A 21,085-nucleotide genomic window follows, 5' to 3' on the forward strand; every position below is an offset into this window, starting at 1 on the left:
GTGTTATGACCGTTACCCGCAAAGCCTACCGTGCCGCCATCCTGCACAGCATCGCCGACCCGGCCGAGGTGGGCCTGGAGGCTTCCCATGAGTACTTCGAAGATGGCCTGCTGGTGGTCGACGATGGCCGCATAAGCGCCATCGGCCATGCCAGCGAGCTGCTGCCAACCCTGGACGCCGGCATCCCGGTAGAGCACTACCAGGACGCGCTGATCACCCCGGGTTTCATCGACACCCATATCCATTTCCCGCAAACCGGCATGATCGGCTCTTACGGCGAGCAACTGCTGGACTGGCTGAACACCTACACCTTTCCCTGCGAAAAGCAGTTCGCCGACAAAGCGCACGCCGACCAGGTAGCGAAGATCTTCCTCAAAGAGCTGCTGCGCAACGGCACCACCACCGCGCTGGTATTCGGCAGCGTGCACCCGGAATCGGTCAACGCCCTGTTCGAAGAGGCCGAGCGCCTGGACCTGCGCCTGATCGCCGGCAAGGTGATGATGGACCGCAACGCGCCGGACTATCTGACCGACACTGCCGAATCCGGCTATACCGAGAGCAAGGCGCTGATCGAGCGCTGGCATGGCAAGGGCCGCCTGCATTACGCCGTCACCCCACGTTTCGCCCCAACCAGCACACCGGAACAGCTGACCCTGGCCGGCCAGTTGCTCAAAGAACACCCGGGCGTTTACATGCACACGCACCTGTCGGAAAACCTTAAGGAAATCGACTGGGTCAAATCGCTGTTCCCCGAGCAGAAGGGTTACCTGGACGTCTACGACCACTTCGAGCTGCTGGGCGAGCGCTCGGTGTTCGCCCACGGCGTGCACCTGTGCGACGACGAATGCCAGCGCCTGGCCGAAACCGGCTCGGCCGTGGCTTTCTGCCCCACCTCCAACCTGTTCCTGGGCAGCGGTCTGTTCAACCTGCCCCAGGCTGAGCGCTTCAAGGTCAACGTGGGCCTAGGTACCGACGTGGGCGCTGGTACCAGCTTCTCGCTGCTCAACACCCTGAACGAAGCGTACAAGGTGATGCAGCTGCAAGGCGCGCGTCTGCACCCGTACAAGTCACTGTACCTGGCCACCCTCGGCGGCGCCCGTGCGCTGCGCCTGGACGACCGCATCGGCAGCCTGCGCCCGGGCAACGATGCCGACTTCGTGGTGCTGGACTACAAGGCAACGCCGCTGCTGGACTACCGTATTCAGCAGTCCAACAGCATCGAAGAGACCCTGTTCGTGCTCACCACCCTGGGCGACGACCGCACCGTGCGCGAAACCTACGCGGCCGGGCGGTGTGTACACCAGCGCTAAGGTTCTTTCGCCAGGCCCCGGTACAGCGCGCCGCCGATTGCAGCCCCGATCAGCGGCGCCACCCAGAACAGCCACAGCTGTTGCAGGGCCCAACCGCCGACGAACAAGGCCGGCCCCGTGCTACGCGCGGGGTTGACCGAGGTGTTCGTCACGGGAATGGAAATCAGGTGGATCAGGGTGAGGGCCAGGCCGATGGCAATCGGTGCGAACCCTGCCGTTGCCCGGGAGTCGGTCGCCCCCATGATCACCACCAAAAACATGGCGGTCATCACCACTTCACTGATAAAGCCCGCCCCCAGCGTGTAGCCGCCGGGCGAGTGGTCGGCGTAACCGTTCGAAGCCAGCCCTGCAGAAAGCTCGAAACCGGCCTTGCCGCTGGCGATGAGATAGATCACGCCTGCGGCCAGAATGGCGCCGATCACTTGTGCGATGACGTAGGGCAGCAGCTCCTTGGCCGGGAAACGCCCACCCACCACCAACCCGAACGAGACGGCAGGGTTGAGGTGACAACCGGAGATATGACCGATGGCAAACGCCATGGTCAACACAGTAAGGCCGAAGGCGAAAGCAACACCGAGAACGCCGATACCGACAGGGGAACTGGCTGCGAGTACCGCACTGCCACAGCCGCCGAGGACCAGCCAGAAGGTGCCGACCAGTTCGGCCCCCATCCGTTTGCCGAGGGACATGCTCATGACTCCATTCCTCAAGAAGTTGAACGCAACGAATGCGCAAGCCCAACTGCTTGATGAAGGTTTGCTCACAAGAATTTAGCAGACCTTTGGTCAATGGCCACTAATGAGTGTGTGCAAGGTCCCTGTGGGAGCGGGCGTGCCCGCGAACACGGGCAAAGCCCGTGCCATCCACCGCGTCGCCTCCTTCGCGGGCACGCCCGCTCCCACAGGATTGCATGTACCTGAAAGAGGTGTGCCTACCCAGGCAAACGATCAACCCTTGGCCGAAGCCTTGGGCTTCTTCAACAGGTGCGAGAACACCGCATGCAGGTCGTCCGAGGCACTTTCCTCGTCCAGGTTCAGCTTGCTGTCGATGTGGTCCATGTGGTGCATCATCAGGCTCACGGCCTGTTCGGCATCGCGCGCCTCGATGGCATCGATCAGCTGCATGTGCTCGTCATACGAGCAGTGCGAGCGGTTACCACTTTCGTACTGGGCAATGATCAGCGAAGTCTGCGACACCAGGCTGCGCTGGAAGCTTACCAGCGGCGCATTGCCCGCCGCCTCGGCCAGCTTGAGGTGGAACTCGCCGGAAAGACGAATGCCGGCGCCCCGGTCACCGCGCGAGAAACTGTCGCGCTCTTCACGCACCATCTGCCGCAGCTCGTTGAGCTGGTCCAGGGTGGCGTGCTGCACGGCCAGCTCGGTAATGGCCCGCTCCACCATGCGCCGCGAGAAGAACACCTGGCGCGCTTCTTCCACCGTCGGGCTGGCCACTACCGCACCGCGGTTTGGCCGCAGCAGCACCACGCTTTCGTGGGCCAGGCGCGACAGCGCGCGGCGAATGATGGTGCGGCTGACGCCAAAGATTTCGCCCAGCGCTTCCTCGCTCAACTTGGTGCCCGGCGCCAGGCGCTGCTCAAGGATGGCCTCGAAAATATGCGCGTAGACGATATCGTCCTGGGTACCACTGCGGCCGGCCTTGCCGACACGTGCAGGTTTTTTCAGAGGTTGCAGCTGTTCGTTCATGGGCTCTCGAGGCACGAAGAGAAAGTATGGCGCCATTGTACACAGGCTGAGGCGATTCCGCAGGGGGCGTTTTACCTATATAGCCGTTGTACGACGCATTGCGCGCACAAAACATAAAACATTATTTGCATTCTTTGTACACAAAAGCATAATCCACCGAGCAACTTCTTGACCCTTAAGTCAACAAAACGGTCAGACGTCTGCCTTCCCTCACGGGGCCGCCAAGTGCATCGCTCAGGAATGGCTCCATAACAACAAGAAAGACTTGAGGAGTACTCGCTGTGGAAAGCCGCAAATCCGAAGCCCCTACGCTGGATCTTGCCCCACCGCTCGAAACGAGCTGGCTGGAGCGGATTTTCAAACTCAAGCAACACGGCAGCACCGTCAAAACCGAAATGATCGCCGGGGTGACCACCTTCATCACCATGGCCTACATCATCTTCGTTAACCCCAACATCATGGCTGACGCCGGCATCGACCATGGTGCCGCCTTCGTCGCCACCTGCATCGCCGCCGCGCTGGGCTGCCTGCTGATGGGCCTGTACGCCAACTGGCCAGTGGGCCTGGCGCCGGGCATGGGGCTTAACGCCTTCTTCACCTACACCGTGGTTGGCACCATGGGCTACAACTGGGAAACGGCGCTGGGGGCGGTGTTCGTCTCGGGCGTGCTGTTCATGTTCCTGACCTTGTCGAAAGTGCGCGAGTGGCTGCTGAACAGCATTCCGGTCAGCCTGCGCCATGCCATGGGGGCCGGCGTCGGATTGTTTCTCGGGCTGATCGGCCTGAAGACGGCAGGCATCATCGTCGACAGCCCCGCCACGCTGATCAAGCTGGGTTCGCTGCATGAACCTGGGCCGCTGCTGGCAGCCGTGTGCTTCCTGCTGATTGCCATCCTCAGCTACAAGCGGGTGTTTGGTGCGATCCTGATCAGCATTATTGGTGTCACCCTGGCGGGTTGGGGCCTGGGCCTGGTCAAGTTCGGCGGGGTGATGTCGATGCCGCCAAGCCTGGCACCGACCTGGATGGCCATGGACGTGGCGGGCGTGTTCAACGTCAGCATGATCAGCGTGGTGCTGGCGTTCCTGTTCGTGCACATGTTCGACACCGCCGGCACGCTGATGGGGGTGGCGCAGCGGGCCAACCTGGTTGCGCCGGACGGGCGTATCGAAAACCTGTCGAAGGCGTTGAAGGCTGACAGCGCTTCGAGCGTGTTCGGTGCGGTGGTGGGAGTACCGCCGGTCACCAGCTATGTGGAAAGTGCTGCGGGTGTGGCGGCGGGCGGCCGTACTGGCCTGACTGCGGTGGTGGTCGGCCTGCTGTTCATCGCCGCGATGTTCTTCGCCCCACTGGCCGGGATGATCCCCGCCTACGCAACGGCCGGTGCGCTGATCTATGTGGCGATGCTGATGATGGGCAGCATGGCGCACATTCACTGGGATGAAGCCACCGACAGCATTCCGGCGATTGTCACGGTGATCATGATGCCGCTGACCTTCTCGGTAGCGGATGGTATTGCCCTGGGCTTCATCAGCTATGTGGCACTGAAGGCAGGTACTGGCAAATACAAGGAAATCTCGGCCAGCCTGTGGGTCCTATGCGCAATCTTCATTGCGAAGTTCGTCTTCCTCTGAAGCCTAGCCTGCGCAATGGGTGCTTTGGCGCCCATTGCCAAAACTCAGTTTGCACCGATTATTACGCGGACAAGGCACTCGAAGCGCAGCCGGCTGCCAAATAGTGTCAAGAGCCAAAGGCTCGGATGAAATTCGCATCAACACCGAGCTTTTCCAAGACATCATTCAATTCATATAGGTTCTCGAAGCGGGTCTGAAAGTGGCCAGAATGATTATTGAAAGAAATTTGATCACCGTCACCCAGGATGATGTATCCAGCGCACTTTACGCTCTCGCCAAGACCCTTTGTGCCAAAACCCAGCCCAGAAAATTCAGCGAGGCTGCCGTGACTTGGCATTGTGAGGTCATCCTTGCTGCTGAACACGACCAACCGGCTCTCTTTGGTGAGTACAAATTTGTGGTTCCACCCCGGCTCGAGCTGCGCGAAGCCGTTTTTGCTGGTTATCTCCCTGAATAAGGTCGTGCTCTGTTTTACTTGCTTACTCGCATAGTTCATCTCTTCGCCCATATTCCAGTATTGATTGTTCGTGAGCCCATCTTCCACGGCAAGCGACTTGAAACGGCTGGCTGTCTGCTCAACAACACCCCAAAATCTTCTAGCGACTCGCCTGAAGGGATTTTTTCCACTGGGATCCTGCCCGTTGACAGGATCATTCAGGCAGTACGCATAGGCGTTGATTCCGCCTTTGTTAAATGGGCTCAAGCTATCCGGGCTGATAAATCGCATGAGGCGAGGGCTGTATACCCGGTGACCATTTCCGAGCGCATAGCCTTCCAGTGCAGCCTGAAAAAACTGACCATTGAAGCCTAATGCGTCGGTCGACGCCGTTTTAGCGCTTCGGTAACCATAAGGCGAATACACGTTGGTTGTGCTCATCGGACGAACCCTCAGGCGCCACACGAAGTCCATTTTTTTCAACTGAGCCCATAAATGTCTACTGACAAAAATGTCAGTCGAAGGGCTGATTTCAAATGAAAATACAAAACACCAGACGAAAAAAAGCCCGCCAGTGTGAGAGCGGGCCAAAGGACCTACGAAGATTCTTCTAGCGACCAACTAGCTTCCACGATAGGTCGAATAGCTGTACGGCGAGATCAGCAGCGGCACGTGGTAGTGCTCTTGCGCCTCGTCGATGCCAAAACGCAGCACCACAACATCCAGAAACGCCTGGGTCGGCAACTGCACGCCACGAGCGCGGTAGTAATCGCCAGCGCTGAACTGCAACTGGTACACACCAGTGCGGTAGTCGTCACCCTGCAGCAGCGGCGCGTCGACGCGGCCATCGCTGTTGGTCAGGGCGGTGTTCACCAGCTCCAGCTGCTGGCCCTCGACACGGTAAAGCTCGACCTTGATCGAGCTGCCCGGGCAGCCATGCGCGGCATCCAGTACGTGTGTGGTCAAACGTCCCATTGCGTGTCGCCTCTTGTTCAATCTGTGGGCAAGAAATACTCAGCCTATGCGCCCAAACAGGGCCTGCGGTAGGCGGGAATGACGCCATTAAGACATTCCTCCGTAAAATTGTACACAATTTTTTGTACCCATCCGTCGCACCCGGCGTTTCCTGCCTATAAACGACCCATCGGTCGCAAATACAGGCACTGTAACGACCCCAATGTCATTAGCTGACCAATCAGGCAGGTTTCTTGCACTGTGTTTCCAGGTCGCTGCGCGGCGACAAAAGGAAAGAAATGCGGAAAAACAGGCTTACAAAAGATTTCAGAAGTTGTATACAATCAGCCCATCCGGTGGTGCGACATCCCGACGCGGCCCGCCCACCCCCCCGCACAAACGCACAAGAAGGAAGACTGCAGTGAGCGCTGACTACCCTCGCGACCTGATCGGTTACGGCAACAACCCTCCTCACCCGCAATGGCCGGGCAACGCTCGCATCGCGCTGTCTTTCGTCCTCAACTACGAAGAAGGCGGCGAACGCAACATCCTGCACGGTGACAAGGAGTCCGAAGCCTTCCTGTCCGAAATGGTAGCCGCCCAGCCACTGCAGGGCGCGCGCAACATGAGCATGGAGTCGCTGTACGAATACGGCAGCCGTGCCGGCGTGTGGCGGCTGCTGAAGCTGTTCAAGGACAGCGGCGTCCCGCTCACCATCTTCGCCGTGGCCATGGCCGCCCAGCGCCACCCCGATGTCATCCGTGCCATGGTCGAAGCCGGCCACGAGATCTGCAGCCACGGCTACCGCTGGATCGACTACCAGAACATGGACGAGGCCCAGGAGCGCGAGCATATGCTCGAAGCCATCCGCATCCTCACCGAACTCACCGGCGAACGCCCGCTGGGCTGGTACACCGGCCGCACCGGCCCGAACACCCGTCGCCTGGTGATGGAGGAAGGTGGTTTCCTGTACGACAGCGACACCTACGACGACGACCTGCCCTACTGGGAGCCGAACAACCCTACCGGCAAGCCGCACCTGGTGATCCCCTACACCCTGGACACCAACGACATGCGCTTCACCCAGGTACAGGGCTTCAACTGCGGCGAGCAGTTCTTCCAGTACCTGAAAGACGCCTTCGATGTGCTGTACGCCGAAGGCGCCGAAGCACCGAAAATGTTGTCCATCGGCCTGCACTGCCGCCTGGTCGGCCGCCCGGCGCGCCTGGCCGCCCTGAAGCGCTTCGTCGATTACGCAAAAAGCCATGACCAGGTCTGGTTCGCCCGTCGCGTGGACATCGCCCGCCACTGGCACACCACCCACCCGTACAAGAAAGAGAACGCCTGATGACCGCCTTCAACACCCTCAAGCCATCCGCCCTGGGCCGTGACGCCTTCGTCAGCGCCTTCGCCGACATCTACGAGCACTCGCCGTGGGTGGCCGAAAAGGCCTATGACCTGGGCCAACTGGGCGAGCTGGACGAAATCGAAGCCCTGCACCAGCGCATGAGCGACATTCTGCTCAGCGCCAACCACGCCGACCAGCTGGCACTGATCAACGCTCACCCGGACCTGGCCGGCAAGGCCGCCATCCAGGGCGAGCTGACCGAATCGAGCACCAACGAACAGGCCGGTGCCGGCATTCACCAGTGCACCGCCGAAGAGTTCGCCCGCTTCACCGAGCTGAACGACGCCTACAAGGCTAAGTTCCAGTTCCCGTTCATCATGGCGGTGAAGGGCAGCAACCGGCACCAGATCCTCGCCGCCTTCGAGAAGCGCATCCACAACGATGCCGATACCGAGTTCAAGGAAGCCCTGGCGCAGATCAACCTGATCGCCCTGTTCCGCCTGCTGCAGCTGTAAGCAACAGCCGAACCTTTTTCAGTACAACGAATAGATAAGAGAGACCCGCATGCGCACCCTGATGATCGAGCCCCTGACCAAAGAAGCCTTCGCCCCCTTCGGTGACGTGATCGAAACCGACGGCAGCGACCACTTCATGATCAACAACGGCTCGACCATGCGCTTTCACAAGCTCGCCACGGTCGAAACCGCCGAGCCTGAAGACAAGGCGATCATCAGCATCTTCCGCGCCGACGCGCTGGACATGCCGCTGACCGTACGCATGCTGGAACGCCATCCGCTGGGCAGCCAGGCTTTCATCCCGCTGCTCGGCAACCCCTTTCTGATCGTGGTCGCGCCCGTTGGCGATGCACCTGTATCAGGCTTGGTCCGGGCCTTCCGCAGTAATGGCAGGCAGGGCGTTAATTACCATCGCGGCGTCTGGCACCACCCGGTGCTGACGATCGAAAAGCGGGATGACTTCCTGGTGGTTGATCGCAGCGGTTCTGGCAACAACTGCGATGAGCATTACTTCACCGAGGAACAGATGCTGATCCTCAATCCCCACCAATAAGAAAAGGTCGGTCATCGTTCACGGTGATCGGCAGAGGTACATACTGTGGAAGCACACCTTCACGAATGGCTGAACCTGAGCATTCGCTGGGTTCACATGATCACCGGTGTCGCCTGGATCGGTGCATCGTTCTACTTCGTCTGGCTGGAGAACCACCTGAACCGAAGCAACCCGCGCGATGGGTTGTCGGGTGATCTCTGGGCGATTCACGGCGGTGGTATCTACCACCTGGAGAAATACAAGCTCGCACCCCCGAAAATGCCCGAGAACCTGCACTGGTTCAAATGGGAAGCCTACTTCACCTGGATGTCCGGTATCGCCCTGCTGTGCGTGGTGTTCTACTGGAACCCGACCCTGTACCTGCTGGCCCCTGGCAGCACCCTGAGCGGTGCCGAAGGCGTGGCCATCGGGATCGGTTCGCTGGTGGCCGGCTGGTTCATCTACGACTTCCTGTGCGATTCGCCACTGGGTAAAAAACCTGCCCTGCTCGGTGCCGTACTGTTCGTCCTGATCATTGCCGCCTGCTTCGGTTTCAGCCTGGTGTTCAGTGGCCGTGGCGCCTACCTGCACACCGGCGCGATCATCGGCACCATCATGGTGGGTAACGTGTTCCGCATCATCATGCCGGCCCAGCGCCAGCTGGTGGCGGCGATCGAGAACAACCAGACGCCCGACCCGGTACTGCCGGCCAAGGGTCTGCTGCGTTCGCGTCACAACAACTACTTCACCCTGCCGGTGCTGTTCATCATGATCAGCAACCACTTCCCGAGCACCTACGGTAGCCAGTACAACTGGCTGATCCTGGCCGGCATTGCAGTCGCCGCGGTTCTGATCCGCCACTACTTCAACACCCGCCACGACAGCAACAAGTACGCCTGGACCCTGCCGGTCGGCGCCCTGGCAATGATTTGCCTGGCCTACGTTACCGGCCCTAAGCCGATGGCTGTATCGCCGGAGCAAGCCGCAGCGAAAGTCGAGTACCAACCACTGCCGGCTACTGCCGTCGGTGGCAAGACCGCCGCCGAACTGCGTGCCGAAGAAGCAGCCAAACCTGCCGAAGCACCGGCTGAAGCACCTGCCCAGGCGACTGCCCAGGCTGGCGGCGACAGCTTCGACAAGATCCACAACGTCATCCAGGAACGCTGCACCGTGTGCCACTCGTCCAAGCCGACCAGCCCACTGTTCAGCGCCGCCCCTGCCGGCGTGATGTTCGACACCCCACAGCAGATCCAGGCCCAGGCCGCGCGCATCCAGGCGCAAGCGGTCGCCAGCCAGATCATGCCGCTGGGCAACATCACCCAGATGACCACCGAGGAGCGCAAGCTCGTCGGTGACTGGATCGCCAAAGGTGCCCCGGTCAACTGATCGAAGCCGCAAGCTTCAAGCCTCAAGCTGTAAGTCGTAGGTAACAAGCAAGCATCGAGCGTCAGGCTCCAACGCGGACCACCAAGCTTCTACGTGAAGCTTGCCGCCTGGAGCCTGGCGCTTGGATCCGAGAATAAAAACAAAACTCGAGGTGCTGCATGTCCGAGTCACGCAAGGCGTACATCCCCATTGCGCCGCCGCGCGAGCCCTTGCCCCTGTTCCAACTGATCCTGGTTGGCCTGCAACACGTTCTGCTGATGTACGGTGGCGCCATCGCCGTGCCGCTGATCATTGGCCAGGCCGCCGGGTTGTCCCGTGAAGAAGTCGCTTTCCTGATCAACGCCGACCTGCTGGTTGCTGGTGTCGCCACCATTATCCAGTCGTTCGGTATCGGCCCGGTGGGCATCCGCATGCCGGTGATGATGGGGGCCAGCTTCGCTGCCGTCGGCAGCATGGTGGCCATGGCCGGCATGCCCGGCGTGGGCCTGCAGGGGATCTTCGGCGCGACCATCGCCGCCGGGTTCTTCGGCATGCTGATCGCGCCGTTCATGTCCAAGGTCGTGCGTTTCTTCCCGCCGCTGGTCACCGGCACGGTGATTACCTCGATTGGCCTGTCGCTGTTCCCGGTGGCGGTCAACTGGGCCGGTGGCGGCCATGAAGCAGAAACCTTCGGCTCGCCGATCTACCTGCTGGTAGCCGGCCTGGTGCTGGCGGTCATCCTGCTGATCAACCGCTTCATGCGCGGGTTCTGGGTCAACGTGTCGGTACTGGTGGGCATGGGCCTTGGCTACATCCTGGCCGGTTCCATCGGCATGGTCGACCTGTCGGGCCTGAAAGACGCACCGTGGTTGCAAGTGGTCACCCCACTGCACTTCGGCATGCCGACCTTCAGCCTGGCGCCGATCCTGTCCATGTGCCTGGTGGTGGTGATCATCTTCGTCGAGTCCACGGGCATGTTCCTGGCCCTGGGCAAGGTGACCGATCGCGAAGTCACCCCAGGGATGCTGCGCCGCGGCCTGCTGTGCGATGCCGGTGCGTCGTTCATCGCCGGCTTCTTCAACACCTTCACCCACTCCTCGTTCGCCCAGAACATCGGCCTGGTGCAGATGACCGGGGTGCGCTGCCGCTTTGTCACCATCGTGGCCGGTGCACTGCTGATTGTGCTCAGCCTGCTGCCCAAGGCGGCCTTCCTGATTGCTTCGATCCCACCCGCTGTACTGGGCGGCGCGTCCATTGCCATGTTCGGCATGGTCACCGCCACCGGGATCAAGATTCTCCAGGAAGCGGACATCGGCGATCGCCGCAACCAACTGCTGGTGGCGGTGAGCGTCGGCTTCGGGCTGATCCCCGTGGTGCGCCCGGAGTTCTTCGCCCAGATGCCACAGTGGATGGAACCCATCACCCACAGTGGTATCGCCATGGCCACGGTCAGTGCCCTGGTGTTGAACGTACTGTTCAACATCCTCGGTGGCGCCGAACGCGCGGTGCACAACGACGCTTGTCACCAGCATTGAGCCAGACGGGGCGGCGCATGACCGCCCCGCATTCATATAAGCAGTAAACGCAACACCGTCGGCCCGCCGGAATGGGCCGCCCGGGGCGCCTGCGCGCCAAAAAAACCGCCAACAAAAACAATAAGTCCGGGAATCACAACATGAAGCGCATCACCACGTCACTGTTGCTGGGCAGCAGCCTGCTGGCCACCCTCCCCTCGCATGCAGGCGAATGGCTGCAATGGCACGGCGAAAGCCTGACCTACCTGTACGGCAAGGACTTCAAGGTCAACCCTGATATCCAGCAGACCATCACGTTCGAGCACGCCAACAAATGGAAGTACGGCGACACCTTCATGTTCGTCGACAAAATCTTCTACAACGGCAAGGCCGACGCCAGCAAAGGCGTGACCACCTACTACGGCGAGTTCAGCCCGCGCCTGTCGTTCGGCAAGATCTTCGATAAGAAACTGGCCTTCGGCCCGGTCAAGGACGTGTTGCTGGCCATGACCTACGAGCGCGGCGAAGGCGACAACGAGGCCTACCTGATCGGCCCCGGCTTCGACCTCGACATCCCCGGCTTCAACTATTTCACCCTGAATTTCTACGTGCGCAACACCGAGGGCAGCCGCCCCGGTGACAACGTCTGGCAGATTACCCCCGGCTGGTCCTACACCATCCCCGTGGGCCGGTCTGACATTCTGATCGACGGTTACATGGACTGGGTCACCGACAACGACCAGACCCGCCGTGGCACCTATCACGCCAACCTGCACTTCAACCCGCAGGTGAAGTACGACCTGGGCAAGGCGCTGAACCTGGGCGCCAAGCAGCTGTACGTGGGCTTTGAGTACAGCTACTGGAAGGACAAGTACGGCATCGACAGCCGCGGCAATCTGGACAGCAACCAGAGTGTCGCCAGTGCGCTGATCAAAGTGCACTTCTAGAAAACTGACCAAACGCACAAGTTTGTACCACCCCGCTCCAGGACGGAGCACTTGAGGCCCGGCGCGCAAGCCAGTAATCTGCGCGCCCCCTCGATCAGGGCAGAACGGATTCTGCCTGCGTTTACTGACCGCTCAGTCAATGAATACGGGCGGTTGGCCAACGTGTTGCCAGCCTGAAATACCCTTTTCATCCGTTCAGAACGAAGTCGAGCAGGAAGGTTTTGCCAACCCAGGAAAGTTGGCCCGACCCTTGCCAAACAGCTGTGGCCTATCGAAAAAAGCTGACTCGCAAGACAACAAAAAAGCGCCAATACCGAGCGCTGACAACAGATCAATCAAGGGAGCGACACTCGCAATGCGTACCATCAACAGCCTGATCCTCGCCGGCGGCCTGCTGGCCTGTGGCACCACCTTCGGCGGCGACCTGCTGCAATGGCAGAACAACAGCCTGACCTACCTGTGGGGCAAGAACTTCAAAGTCAACCCGGAAACCCAGCAAACCTTCACCTTCGAGCACGCTGACGCGTGGAAGTACGGCGACAACTTCTTCTTCATCGACAAGATTTTCTACCAGGGCAAGAAGGACGCCAGCAACGGTCCCAACACCTACTACGGTGAGTTCAGCCCACGCCTGTCGTTCGGCAAGATCTTCGACCAGAAGCTGGAGTTCGGCCCGGTCAAGGACGTGCTGCTGGCCATGACCTACGAGTTTGGCGAGGGTGACACCGAGTCGTACCTGATCGGCCCAGGCTTCGACCTAGCCATCCCCGGCTTCGACTACTTCCAGCTGAACTTCTACAACCGCACCACCGACGGCAGCCGCGCCGGCGACAACGTGTGGCAGATCACCCCGGTGTGGTCGTACACCATTCCGGTGGGCGATTCCGACGTGCTGATCGACGGCTTCATGGACTGGGTGGTGGACAACGACGAAAACCGCCGCGGCACCTACCACGCCAACCTGCACTTCAACCCGCAGATCAAGTATGACCTGGGCAAGGCATTGCACTTGGGTGAGAAGCAGTTGTACGTGGGTGTGGAGTATGACTACTGGAAGAACAAGTACGGCATCAAGGACAGCGATGCGTTCACCACTGACCAGAACACCATGAGTTTCCTGGTGAAAGTGCACTTCTGATGCGCTGAAACGTGACAGCACGTTGCATTAACAACGCGCTGTCACGTGCAATGCCCTGAGCTGTATGTAAGTAATTTCCTACAGCTTATTCAGATCAATCCTACTTCCATTTGAAGTTGCCTTGAAAGTCAGAGCAACCAGGCAAGGCAATAACACGCCAAACAGCAAAAGCCCCGCTTCTACCTGCCAGTGTTCAATCACTCGAAAGATGTCCAGCACGAGCATGATGCTGCTGATTATCAATGCCAGACCGAACATCGCACAGCCCTTGTACAAAGCCTCGACGCCCGCCCCACGCAATAACAGCCACAGGCCCAACGCCCCCCAGGCCATGACCGCGCCCAGATAAAGCGCCAGGTGGTACACATCGTAAATCAATACTTTACCAAACATGGTTTCCCCCTCCCGAGCTGCAGGAAAAAGCAAAGTACTGACTATAAGGCCAGGCCTTCCACTCAAACATCGAAAATTTTTGACAAAATTTTTGCACTTTGCCCTTTAGCATGCTTGGATTCTCGCATTCAAAAAAGAAAGCAGGCCTACTTAATGCGCACGCCCCTCGCCGCCCCGTGGCGGTATCTTCTGTTAGTTTGCTCACTGTGGTTCGGTATCTTCTTGCTGACCCGACTGGTATTGCTGGCCACTCATCTGGATGAAGTACATGGCGACTACGTCTCAATGTTCTTCAGTGGTGCCTTGTACGACCTGAGCTTCCTCACCTACGCCGCCCTGCCGCTGGGGCTGTACCTGGCCTTGTGCCCGGCAGCCTTGTGGCGCACTCGTTGGCATCGCCGGCTGATGAGCGGAGTACTGGTCGTCAGCCTGTTCGTGATGCTGTTCGTCGCGGTGGCAGAATGGCTGTTCTGGGACGAATTCGGGGTGCGCTTCAACTTCATCGCGGTCGACTACTTGGTGTACTCCAAGGAAGTGCTGGACAACATCCGCGAGTCGTACCCGCTACCCACCTTGCTAGGCAGCATCGCCGTCATCGCCGTGCTACTTGCCCTGGTCCTGCGCAGGCCCTTGACGCAAGCGCTCGCAGCGCCCGGCCTGACCTTAGGCCAGCGCCTTGGCGGCATTGCCGTGCTGGCGCTACTGGGCGGCCTAAGTGTGCTACTGGTAGACCAACAGTTCCCCCGCGGCCAGGGGGGCAACGCCTACCAACGCGAACTGGCCAGCAACGGCCCGTACCAGTTCTTTGCCGCGTTCCGTAACAACGAACTGGACTACAGCCAGTTCTACGCCACCCTCGATGCCAGCGAAGCCGGTGCGCAGATGCACCAGGAGCTGGCCGAACCCAACGCACGGTTCCAGGCCAGCGAGCCCGAGGACATCCGCCGCCATATCAGCGCCAGCGGCGAGCCACGCAAGCCCAACATCATCCTGGTCACCATCGAAAGCTTCAGCGCCAAGTACATGGGCAGCAACGGCGACCCGCGCAACCTCACGCCCAACCTGGACGCCCTGCGCCGCGAAAGCCTGTACTTCAACAACTTTTACGCCACCGGTACCCGCACCGACCGTGGCTTGGAGGCCATCACCCTGTCGATCCCGCCAACACCGGGCCGCTCCATCGTCAAACGCATCGGCCGCGAAAGCGGTTACGGCAGCCTGGGCCAGCAACTGGCTGCTGTCGGCTATGACCCCGTGTTTGTCTATGGCGGGCGTGGCTACTTCGACAACATGAACGCCTTCTTCAGCGGCAACGGTTACCGTATCGTCGACCAAAGCAGCGTGGATGAAAGCGAAATCAGCTTCAAGAATGCCTGGGGCATGGCCGACGAAGACCTGTACAAGCAGGCCCTGAAACTGGCCGATGCCGACCATGCCAAGCAGCAGCCGTTCTTGCTGCAACTGATGACCACCTCCAACCACCGCCCTTACACCTACCCGGACGGCCGTATCGACATCCCTTCGGGTGAAGGCCGTGAAGGTGCGGTGAAGTACACCGACCATGCCATCGCGCAGTTCCTGCGCGAAGCCAAGGGCAAGCCATGGTTCGACAACACCCTGTTCGTCTTCGTGGCCGACCACACCGCCGGTAGCGCCGGCATGGAGGACCTGCCGGTGAACAATTACCAGATCCCGCTGTGGATCTACGCCCCCAAGCTGATCGCCCCGCGCGAGGACGCCCAACTGGCCAGCCAGATCGACCTTGCACCGACCTTGCTCGGCCTGCTGAATCTCAGCTACACCTCGACCTTCTTCGGCCGCGACCTGCTGCGCGAAGACGCCCTGCCGCCGCGGGTACTGATCGGAAACTATCAGCACCTGGGCCTGTTCGACGGTAAGGACCTGGCGATCCTCAGCCCGCGCGGCGGCATGCGTGTGCATCAGGATGCATTGGGTAACAGCCGAGAAATGACCGCAAACACCGACAACCCATTGGTACGCCGGGCCATCGCCTACTACCAGAGTGCGGCCAACGATTTCAGCAAAGGCCTACTCGCCTGGCAACCGGCAGCCAGCGATGAGGACAAAGGCGTGGCGGTCAGCCCCTGACCGCACGCCAAACCTTAGAGACCGCGCTGACCACCGCGAGTACCACGGCACCGGCCACCACCCCGGCCACGCCGTTGAGCAGCGCACCGGTCAGCGCCCCACCGCGCCCTTCGCTGAACGCCTCAATGGCATGATGCAAGGGCGCGATGCCATGCACCAGAATGCCGCCACCCACCAGAAACATCGCCGCCGTACCGATCACCGACAGGCTCTTCATCATGTACGGCGCTGTCTGCAGGATGCCGTTACCCAACACCTGAGCCAGACGCGAAGCCTTCCGGGTCATCCACAACCCCAGGTCATCCAGCTTGACGATACCCGCCACCAACCCGTAAACGCCGATGGTCATGACAATGGCAATGCCCGACAGCACGATGATCTGCTGGGTAAGCGGCGCATCGGCCACGGTGCCCAGGGTGATGGCGATGATCTCCGCCGAGAGAATGAAGTCGGTGCGCACCGCGCCCTTGATCTTGGTTTTCTCGAACGCCACCAGGTCGACATTGGCATCGGCCACCGCCTCCTTACGGGCTTCGTGCTCAGCCTCATGCTCTTCTTTGCTGTGCAAGAACTTGTGTGCCAGCTTCTCGAAACCCTCGAAGCACAGGTAGGCACCGCCCACCATCAGCAACGGCGTCACCGCCCAAGGGATGAACGCGCTGATCAACAGCGCCGCCGGCACCAGGATGGCCTTGTTCACCATCGACCCTTTGGCCACCGCCCACACCACCGGGATTTCGCGTTCGGCACGCACACCGGTGACCTGCTGGGCATTCAGCGCCAAGTCGTCGCCCAGCACGCCTGCGGTCTTTTTCGCTGCCACTTTGGTCATCACCGAGACGTCATCAAGCACCGTGGCGATGTCGTCGATCAGTACCAGTAGACTGCTTCCTGCCATGTTTGCCTGTATCCAGATGTGTAGGTGCCATCGATTCTAGCCCAAAGCCGCTGCCTTGAGCCCCCGTCGAGCCCGGTGCTACCATGCCCGATCCCTCTTAGAGGTGGCCAGACACGAGGAAGATCCCTGACCATGAGCACCATTCGCGAGCGCAACAAGGAACTGATCCTGCGCGCGGCCAGCGAGGAATTCGCCGACAAGGGCTTCGCCGCCACCAAGACCAGCGATATCGCGGCCAAGGCCGGCCTGCCCAAGCCAAACGTGTATTACTACTTCAAGTCCAAGGACAACCTCTACCGCGAGGTCCTGGAAAGCATCATCGCGCCAATCATGCAGGCGTCGACGCCGTTCAATGCCGACGGCGATCCGAAGGAAGTGCTAAGTTCATACATTCGTTCGAAGATCCGCATTTCGCGTGACCTGCCGCACGCCTCCAAGGTGTTCGCCAGCGAGATCATGCACGGCGCCCCGCACCTGTCGCCGAACCAGGTTGAGCAGTTGAACGAGCAGGCCCGGCACAACATCGAGTGCATCCAGCGCTGGATCGACCGTGGGCAGATTGCCCATGTGGACGCGCACCACCTGATGTTCAGCATCTGGGCGGCGACACAGACCTATGCAGATTTCGACTGGCAGATTTCTGCGGTGACGGGTAAGGCCAAGCTGGCCGACAGTGATTATGACGCGGCGGCGGAGACCATCATTCGCATGGTGCTCAAGGGCTGTGAGCCTGAGGTGGCCTGAGCCTCGGCGCTGGCCTCTTTCGCGGGCAAGCCCGCTCCCACAAGATCACCACATGCCTGAAGATTGTGGAGAACCTGTGGGAGCGGGCTTGCCCGCGAATAGGCCCGTACAGCCAATAGAGATTTAGGCAGCTACCCCGGCATCCGCCCGCAACCCCACTTCCTCGATCGCACTGATCGCACACTGCTCGTCAATGTCCGATGTATCCCCGCTGATCCCGACAGCACCCAGCACCTTGCCCGCCTGATCACGAATCAGCACCCCACCCGGCGCCGGCACCACCGGCCGTTCGCCCATCCCGTTCAGCGCCGCAAAAAACGCTGGCCGCTGCTGTGCATCCAGCGCCAGCAAACGCGACCCCTTGCCCAGCGCAATCGCACCCCAAGCCTTGCCCGTGGCCACCTCAGGCCGGATCAGGCTGGCGCCATCCTCGCGCTGCAGCGCCAGCAAGTGCCCGCCGGCATCCAGCACCGCTACGGTCAACGGCGCGGCGTTGATCTTGCGGCCCGCCGCCAGTGCGGCATTCACCAGGCTGACAGCAACGTTCAGGTTCAAAGCGTTCATGAAAAGGTCCTCTTCTTGTTGTGAGAAGCCCTGAGGGCAGTTGAAAACCGATAGAGCAAATAGAACACAACGAGATGTATTTTTGTATACAATATTTTGAAACGATCGTATGCGATGGTGCAAATCGCCGTTTTCACTGGCGCTCTGGCGAAAGCCAGCTTAGCCGATGAAAACCCATTGACCTGAGGCGTCAGCCGTGAATACACTCTGTCGCAACGCAAGTTGTATACAATTACAAAATCGATGAGGCACAAACCATGAGCAAAATGAGAGCAATCGATGCAGCCGTTCTGGTCATGCGCCGTGAAGGTGTAGATACCGCGTTCGGCATCCCGGGGGCTGCCATCAACCCGTTGTACTCGGCCCTGAAGAAAGTCGGTGGCATCGATCACGTCCTCGCTCGTCACGTCGAAGGTGCCTCGCACATGGCCGAGGGCTACACCCGTGCCAACCCGGGCAACATCGGCGTGTGCATCGGCACTTCCGGCCCGGCCGGCACCGACATGGTCACCGGCCTGTACAGCGCCTCGGCCGACTCCATCCCGATTCTCTGCATCACCGGCCAGGCCCCGCGTGCCCGCCTGCACAAGGAAGACTTCCAGGCGGTCGACATCACCAACATCGTCAAGCCGGTGACCAAGTGGGCGACCACCGTTCTGGAGCCAGGCCAGGTGCCTTACGCCTTCCAGAAGGCCTTCTATGAAATGCGCACCGGTCGCCCAGGCCCGGTACTGATCGACCTGCCGTTCGACGTGCAGATGGCCGAAATCGAATTCGACATCGACGCCTACGAGCCGCTGGCCATCAACAAGCCGTCCGCCACCCGCGTTCAGGCCGAAAAAGCCCTGGCCCTGCTCAATGACGCCGAGCGTCCACTGCTGGTGGCCGGTGGCGGCATCATCAACGCCGACGCCAGCGACAAGCTGGTCGAGTTCGCCGAGCTGACCGGCGTGCCGGTCATCCCGACTTTGATGGGCTGGGGCACCATCCCGGACGACCACGCACAAATGGTCGGCATGGTCGGCCTGCAGACTTCGCACCGCTACGGCAACGCCACCCTGCTCAAATCCGACCTGGTGTTCGGTATCGGTAACCGCTGGGCCAACCGTCACACCGGCTCGGTCGACGTTTACACCGAAGGCCGCAAATTCGTGCACGTCGACATCGAACCCACCCAGATTGGCCGCGTGTTCACCCCGGACCTGGGTATCGTTTCCGACGCTGGCAAGGCGCTGGACGTGTTCCTGGAAGTGGCCCGCGAGTGGAAAGCCGCCGGCAAGCTGAAGTGCCGCAAGGCCTGGCTGGAAGACTGCCAGCAGCGCAAAGCCAGCCTGCAGCGCAAGACCCACTTCGACAACGTGCCGGTCAAGCCGCAGCGCGTATACGAAGAAATGAACCAGGTGTTCGGCAAGGACACCTGCTACGTCAGCACCATCGGCCTGTCGCAGATTGCCGGCGCGCAGTTCCTGCATGTGTACAAGCCACGCCACTGGATCAACTGCGGCCAGGCCGGCCCGCTGGGCTGGACCATCCCTGCCGCCCTCGGCGTGGTCAAGGCCGACCCGAAACGCAAAGTCGTTGCGCTGTCGGGTGACTACGACTTCCAGTTCATGATCGAAGAGCTGGCCGTGGGCGCGCAGTTCAACCTGCCGTACGTACACGTACTGGTGAACAACGCCTACCTGGGCCTGATCCGTCAGGCGCAGCGTGGCTTCGACATGGATTACTGTGTACAACTGGCGTTCGAGAACATCAATTCCACCGACGCTGCCACCTACGGTGTCGACCACGTCGCCGTGGTCGAAGGCCTGGGCTGCAAGGCCATCCGTGTGTTCGAGCCGGCAGAAATCGCCCCTGCCCTGATCAAGGCACAGAAAATGGCCGAAGAGTTCCGCGTGCCGGTGGTGGTCGAAGTGATTCTCGAGCGTGTAACCAACATTTCCATGGGCACCGAGATCAACGCGGTCAACGAGTTCGAAGACCTGGCCCTGGTCGGCAACGACGCGCCAACCGCCATCTCGCTGCTGGACTGATCGCCTGACGCCCCCAGGCCTACCTGGGGGCCTTCAACGCAAGGAGACAACCCATGCCTCGCTTCGCTGCCAACCTGTCCATGCTGTTCACCGAACAGGACTTCCTGGCCCGCTTCAAGGCTGCCGCCGACGCTGGTTTCAGCGGTGTCGAATACCTGTTCCCGTACGACTTCAGTGCTGCCGAAATCAAGCAGCAGCTGGAGGCCAACGGCCTGACCCAGGTGCTGTTCAACCTGCCTGCTGGTGACTGGGCCAAAGGTGAGCGTGGCATCACCTGTCACCCCGACCGCATTGAAGAATTCCGTGCCGGTGTCGACAAGGCCATCGAGTACGCCAAGGTGCTGGGCAACACCCAGGTCAACGCCCTGGCCGGCATCCGCCCGCAAGGCCCGGACTGCGCCACCGTGCGCAAGACCTTCGTGGAAAACCTGCGCTACGCCGCCGACAAGCTCAAAGCCGCCGGTATTCGCCTGGTCATGGAAATGATCAACACCCGCGACATCCCGGGTTTCTACCTGAACACCACTCAACAGGCGCTGGAAATCCAGGCCGAGGTGGGCAGCGACAACCTGTTCCTGCAGTACGACATCTATCACATGCAGATCATGGAAGGTGACCTGGCGCGCACCCTGGAAACCAACCTGCCACTGATCAACCACGTCCAGCTGGCCGACAACCCCGGCCGTCATGAGCCAGGTACCGGCGAGATCAACTATCGCTTCCTGTTCGAGCACCTGGACCGCATTGGCTACCAGGGCTGGGTGGGCGCGGAATACAAGCCCAAGACCACCACCGAAGCGGGCCTGGGCTGGCTGAAAACGCACAACGCAATCTAAAAAACAACTTGGAACCCTGTGGGAGCGGGCTCGCCCGCGAACACCGGCGAAGCCGGTGCCATCCACCGAGTTGTCTGCTTCGCGGGCAAGCCCGCTCCCACAGGGGGCCAAGGCT

Annotated in this window: 20 protein-coding genes; 13 read left to right on the plus strand and 7 right to left on the minus strand. The window is 60.5% G+C overall.

Annotated elements, in window-relative coordinates; all coding sequences use genetic code 11:
• The first annotated feature begins 5 nt into the window (after positions 1-5).
• A complete protein-coding gene (gene guaD / locus ACF8R4_RS13655; RefSeq protein WP_060499643.1) occupies positions 6-1,310 on the plus strand; it encodes a guanine deaminase in 1,305 nt (434 codons plus the stop codon).
• Here the strand turns inward: guaD and aqpZ are convergent.
• Positions 1,307-2,005, minus strand: coding sequence for an aquaporin Z (aqpZ, locus tag ACF8R4_RS13660; RefSeq protein WP_060499642.1), 699 nt, complete (start codon positions 2,003-2,005; stop codon positions 1,307-1,309). The two genes, guaD and aqpZ, sit on opposite strands and share 4 nt — an antisense overlap.
• Before the next feature lie 252 nt (positions 2,006-2,257).
• Entirely contained in the window at positions 2,258-3,013 is a 756-nt protein-coding gene (locus ACF8R4_RS13665; RefSeq protein WP_060499641.1) for a GntR family transcriptional regulator, read from the minus strand.
• Positions 3,014-3,294: 281 nt separating this feature from the next.
• Between ACF8R4_RS13665 and ACF8R4_RS13670 the strand changes: the two genes are divergently transcribed.
• Positions 3,295-4,644 (plus strand): NCS2 family permease, encoded by a 1,350-nt coding sequence (locus tag ACF8R4_RS13670; RefSeq protein ID WP_003254327.1) that lies wholly within the window; start codon positions 3,295-3,297, stop codon positions 4,642-4,644.
• A 106-nt stretch (positions 4,645-4,750) separates the two neighbouring features.
• Here ACF8R4_RS13670 and ACF8R4_RS13675 read toward each other — a convergent pair whose 3' ends face one another.
• Both ACF8R4_RS13675 and uraH read right to left on the minus strand, forming a co-directional pair.
• The gene (locus ACF8R4_RS13675) at positions 4,751-5,521 is read right to left on the minus strand and encodes an RHS repeat-associated core domain-containing protein (protein ID WP_060499640.1); all 771 of its coding nucleotides are present in this window, start codon (positions 5,519-5,521) and stop codon (positions 4,751-4,753) included.
• Positions 5,522-5,701: 180 nt separating this feature from the next.
• On the minus strand, positions 5,702-6,055 hold the full coding sequence (gene uraH, locus ACF8R4_RS13680) for a hydroxyisourate hydrolase (RefSeq protein WP_060499639.1): 354 nt from the start codon (positions 6,053-6,055) through the stop codon (positions 5,702-5,704).
• 400 nt (positions 6,056-6,455) lie between these two features.
• Here uraH and puuE point away from each other — a divergent pair, with 400 nt between their 5' ends.
• The 7 genes from puuE (at position 6,456) to ACF8R4_RS13715 (ending at position 13,393) form a co-directional block, all read left to right on the plus strand.
• Positions 6,456-7,382, plus strand: coding sequence for an allantoinase PuuE (gene puuE, locus ACF8R4_RS13685; RefSeq protein WP_060499638.1), 927 nt, complete (start codon positions 6,456-6,458; stop codon positions 7,380-7,382).
• On the plus strand, positions 7,382-7,897 hold the full coding sequence (gene uraD, locus ACF8R4_RS13690; protein ID WP_060499637.1) for a 2-oxo-4-hydroxy-4-carboxy-5-ureidoimidazoline decarboxylase: 516 nt from the start codon (positions 7,382-7,384) through the stop codon (positions 7,895-7,897). Before puuE ends, uraD begins: the two co-directional genes overlap by 1 nt.
• A gap of 49 nt (positions 7,898-7,946) precedes the next feature.
• Positions 7,947-8,450, plus strand: a complete 504-nt coding sequence (locus ACF8R4_RS13695) for an ureidoglycolate lyase (RefSeq protein WP_012315446.1) — start codon at positions 7,947-7,949, stop codon at positions 8,448-8,450.
• Between the two features lie 45 nt (positions 8,451-8,495).
• The gene (locus ACF8R4_RS13700) at positions 8,496-9,815 is read left to right on the plus strand and encodes a urate hydroxylase PuuD (RefSeq protein WP_060499636.1); all 1,320 of its coding nucleotides are present in this window, start codon (positions 8,496-8,498) and stop codon (positions 9,813-9,815) included.
• Between the two features lie 158 nt (positions 9,816-9,973).
• Positions 9,974-11,329 (plus strand): nucleobase:cation symporter-2 family protein, encoded by a 1,356-nt coding sequence (locus ACF8R4_RS13705; RefSeq protein WP_016711731.1) that lies wholly within the window; start codon positions 9,974-9,976, stop codon positions 11,327-11,329.
• A 140-nt stretch (positions 11,330-11,469) separates the two neighbouring features.
• Positions 11,470-12,255 (plus strand): outer membrane protein OmpK, encoded by a 786-nt coding sequence (locus ACF8R4_RS13710; RefSeq protein WP_060499661.1) that lies wholly within the window; start codon positions 11,470-11,472, stop codon positions 12,253-12,255.
• Between the two features lie 355 nt (positions 12,256-12,610).
• Positions 12,611-13,393, plus strand: coding sequence for an outer membrane protein OmpK (locus ACF8R4_RS13715; RefSeq protein WP_104834250.1), 783 nt, complete (start codon positions 12,611-12,613; stop codon positions 13,391-13,393).
• Positions 13,394-13,471: 78 nt separating this feature from the next.
• Here ACF8R4_RS13715 and ACF8R4_RS13720 read toward each other — a convergent pair whose 3' ends face one another.
• Positions 13,472-13,786, minus strand: coding sequence for a hypothetical protein (locus ACF8R4_RS13720; protein WP_392492702.1), 315 nt, complete (start codon positions 13,784-13,786; stop codon positions 13,472-13,474).
• Positions 13,787-13,939: 153 nt separating this feature from the next.
• Here ACF8R4_RS13720 and ACF8R4_RS13725 point away from each other — a divergent pair, with 153 nt between their 5' ends.
• On the plus strand, positions 13,940-15,895 hold the full coding sequence (locus ACF8R4_RS13725; RefSeq protein WP_104834248.1) for an LTA synthase family protein: 1,956 nt from the start codon (positions 13,940-13,942) through the stop codon (positions 15,893-15,895).
• Here the strand turns inward: ACF8R4_RS13725 and ACF8R4_RS13730 are convergent.
• Positions 15,885-16,793 carry a DUF808 domain-containing protein gene (locus ACF8R4_RS13730; RefSeq protein WP_104834247.1) on the minus strand — a complete coding sequence of 303 codons (909 nt, stop codon included), beginning with the start codon at positions 16,791-16,793 and terminating at the stop codon, positions 15,885-15,887. The genes ACF8R4_RS13725 and ACF8R4_RS13730 overlap by 11 nt on opposite strands.
• A gap of 132 nt (positions 16,794-16,925) precedes the next feature.
• Between ACF8R4_RS13730 and ACF8R4_RS13735 the strand changes: the two genes are divergently transcribed.
• Positions 16,926-17,537 carry a TetR/AcrR family transcriptional regulator gene (locus ACF8R4_RS13735; protein WP_060499633.1) on the plus strand — a complete coding sequence of 204 codons (612 nt, stop codon included), beginning with the start codon at positions 16,926-16,928 and terminating at the stop codon, positions 17,535-17,537.
• Between the two features lie 123 nt (positions 17,538-17,660).
• On the opposite strand, the gene ACF8R4_RS13740 is transcribed toward ACF8R4_RS13735, so the two are convergent.
• The gene (locus ACF8R4_RS13740) at positions 17,661-18,101 is read right to left on the minus strand and encodes a heme-binding protein (protein ID WP_028699366.1); all 441 of its coding nucleotides are present in this window, start codon (positions 18,099-18,101) and stop codon (positions 17,661-17,663) included.
• Positions 18,102-18,358: 257 nt separating this feature from the next.
• Here ACF8R4_RS13740 and gcl point away from each other — a divergent pair, with 257 nt between their 5' ends.
• Both gcl and hyi read left to right on the plus strand, forming a co-directional pair.
• Positions 18,359-20,134, plus strand: a complete 1,776-nt coding sequence (gcl, locus tag ACF8R4_RS13745; RefSeq protein WP_016711737.1) for a glyoxylate carboligase — start codon at positions 18,359-18,361, stop codon at positions 20,132-20,134.
• A 53-nt stretch (positions 20,135-20,187) separates the two neighbouring features.
• Positions 20,188-20,970 carry a hydroxypyruvate isomerase gene (gene hyi, locus ACF8R4_RS13750; RefSeq protein WP_060499632.1) on the plus strand — a complete coding sequence of 261 codons (783 nt, stop codon included), beginning with the start codon at positions 20,188-20,190 and terminating at the stop codon, positions 20,968-20,970.
• The last annotated feature ends 115 nt before the right edge of the window (positions 20,971-21,085 follow it).

Source organism: Pseudomonas sp. FYR_2, assembly GCF_043106425.1.
Lineage (GTDB): Bacteria > Pseudomonadota > Gammaproteobacteria > Pseudomonadales > Pseudomonadaceae > Aquipseudomonas > Aquipseudomonas monteilii.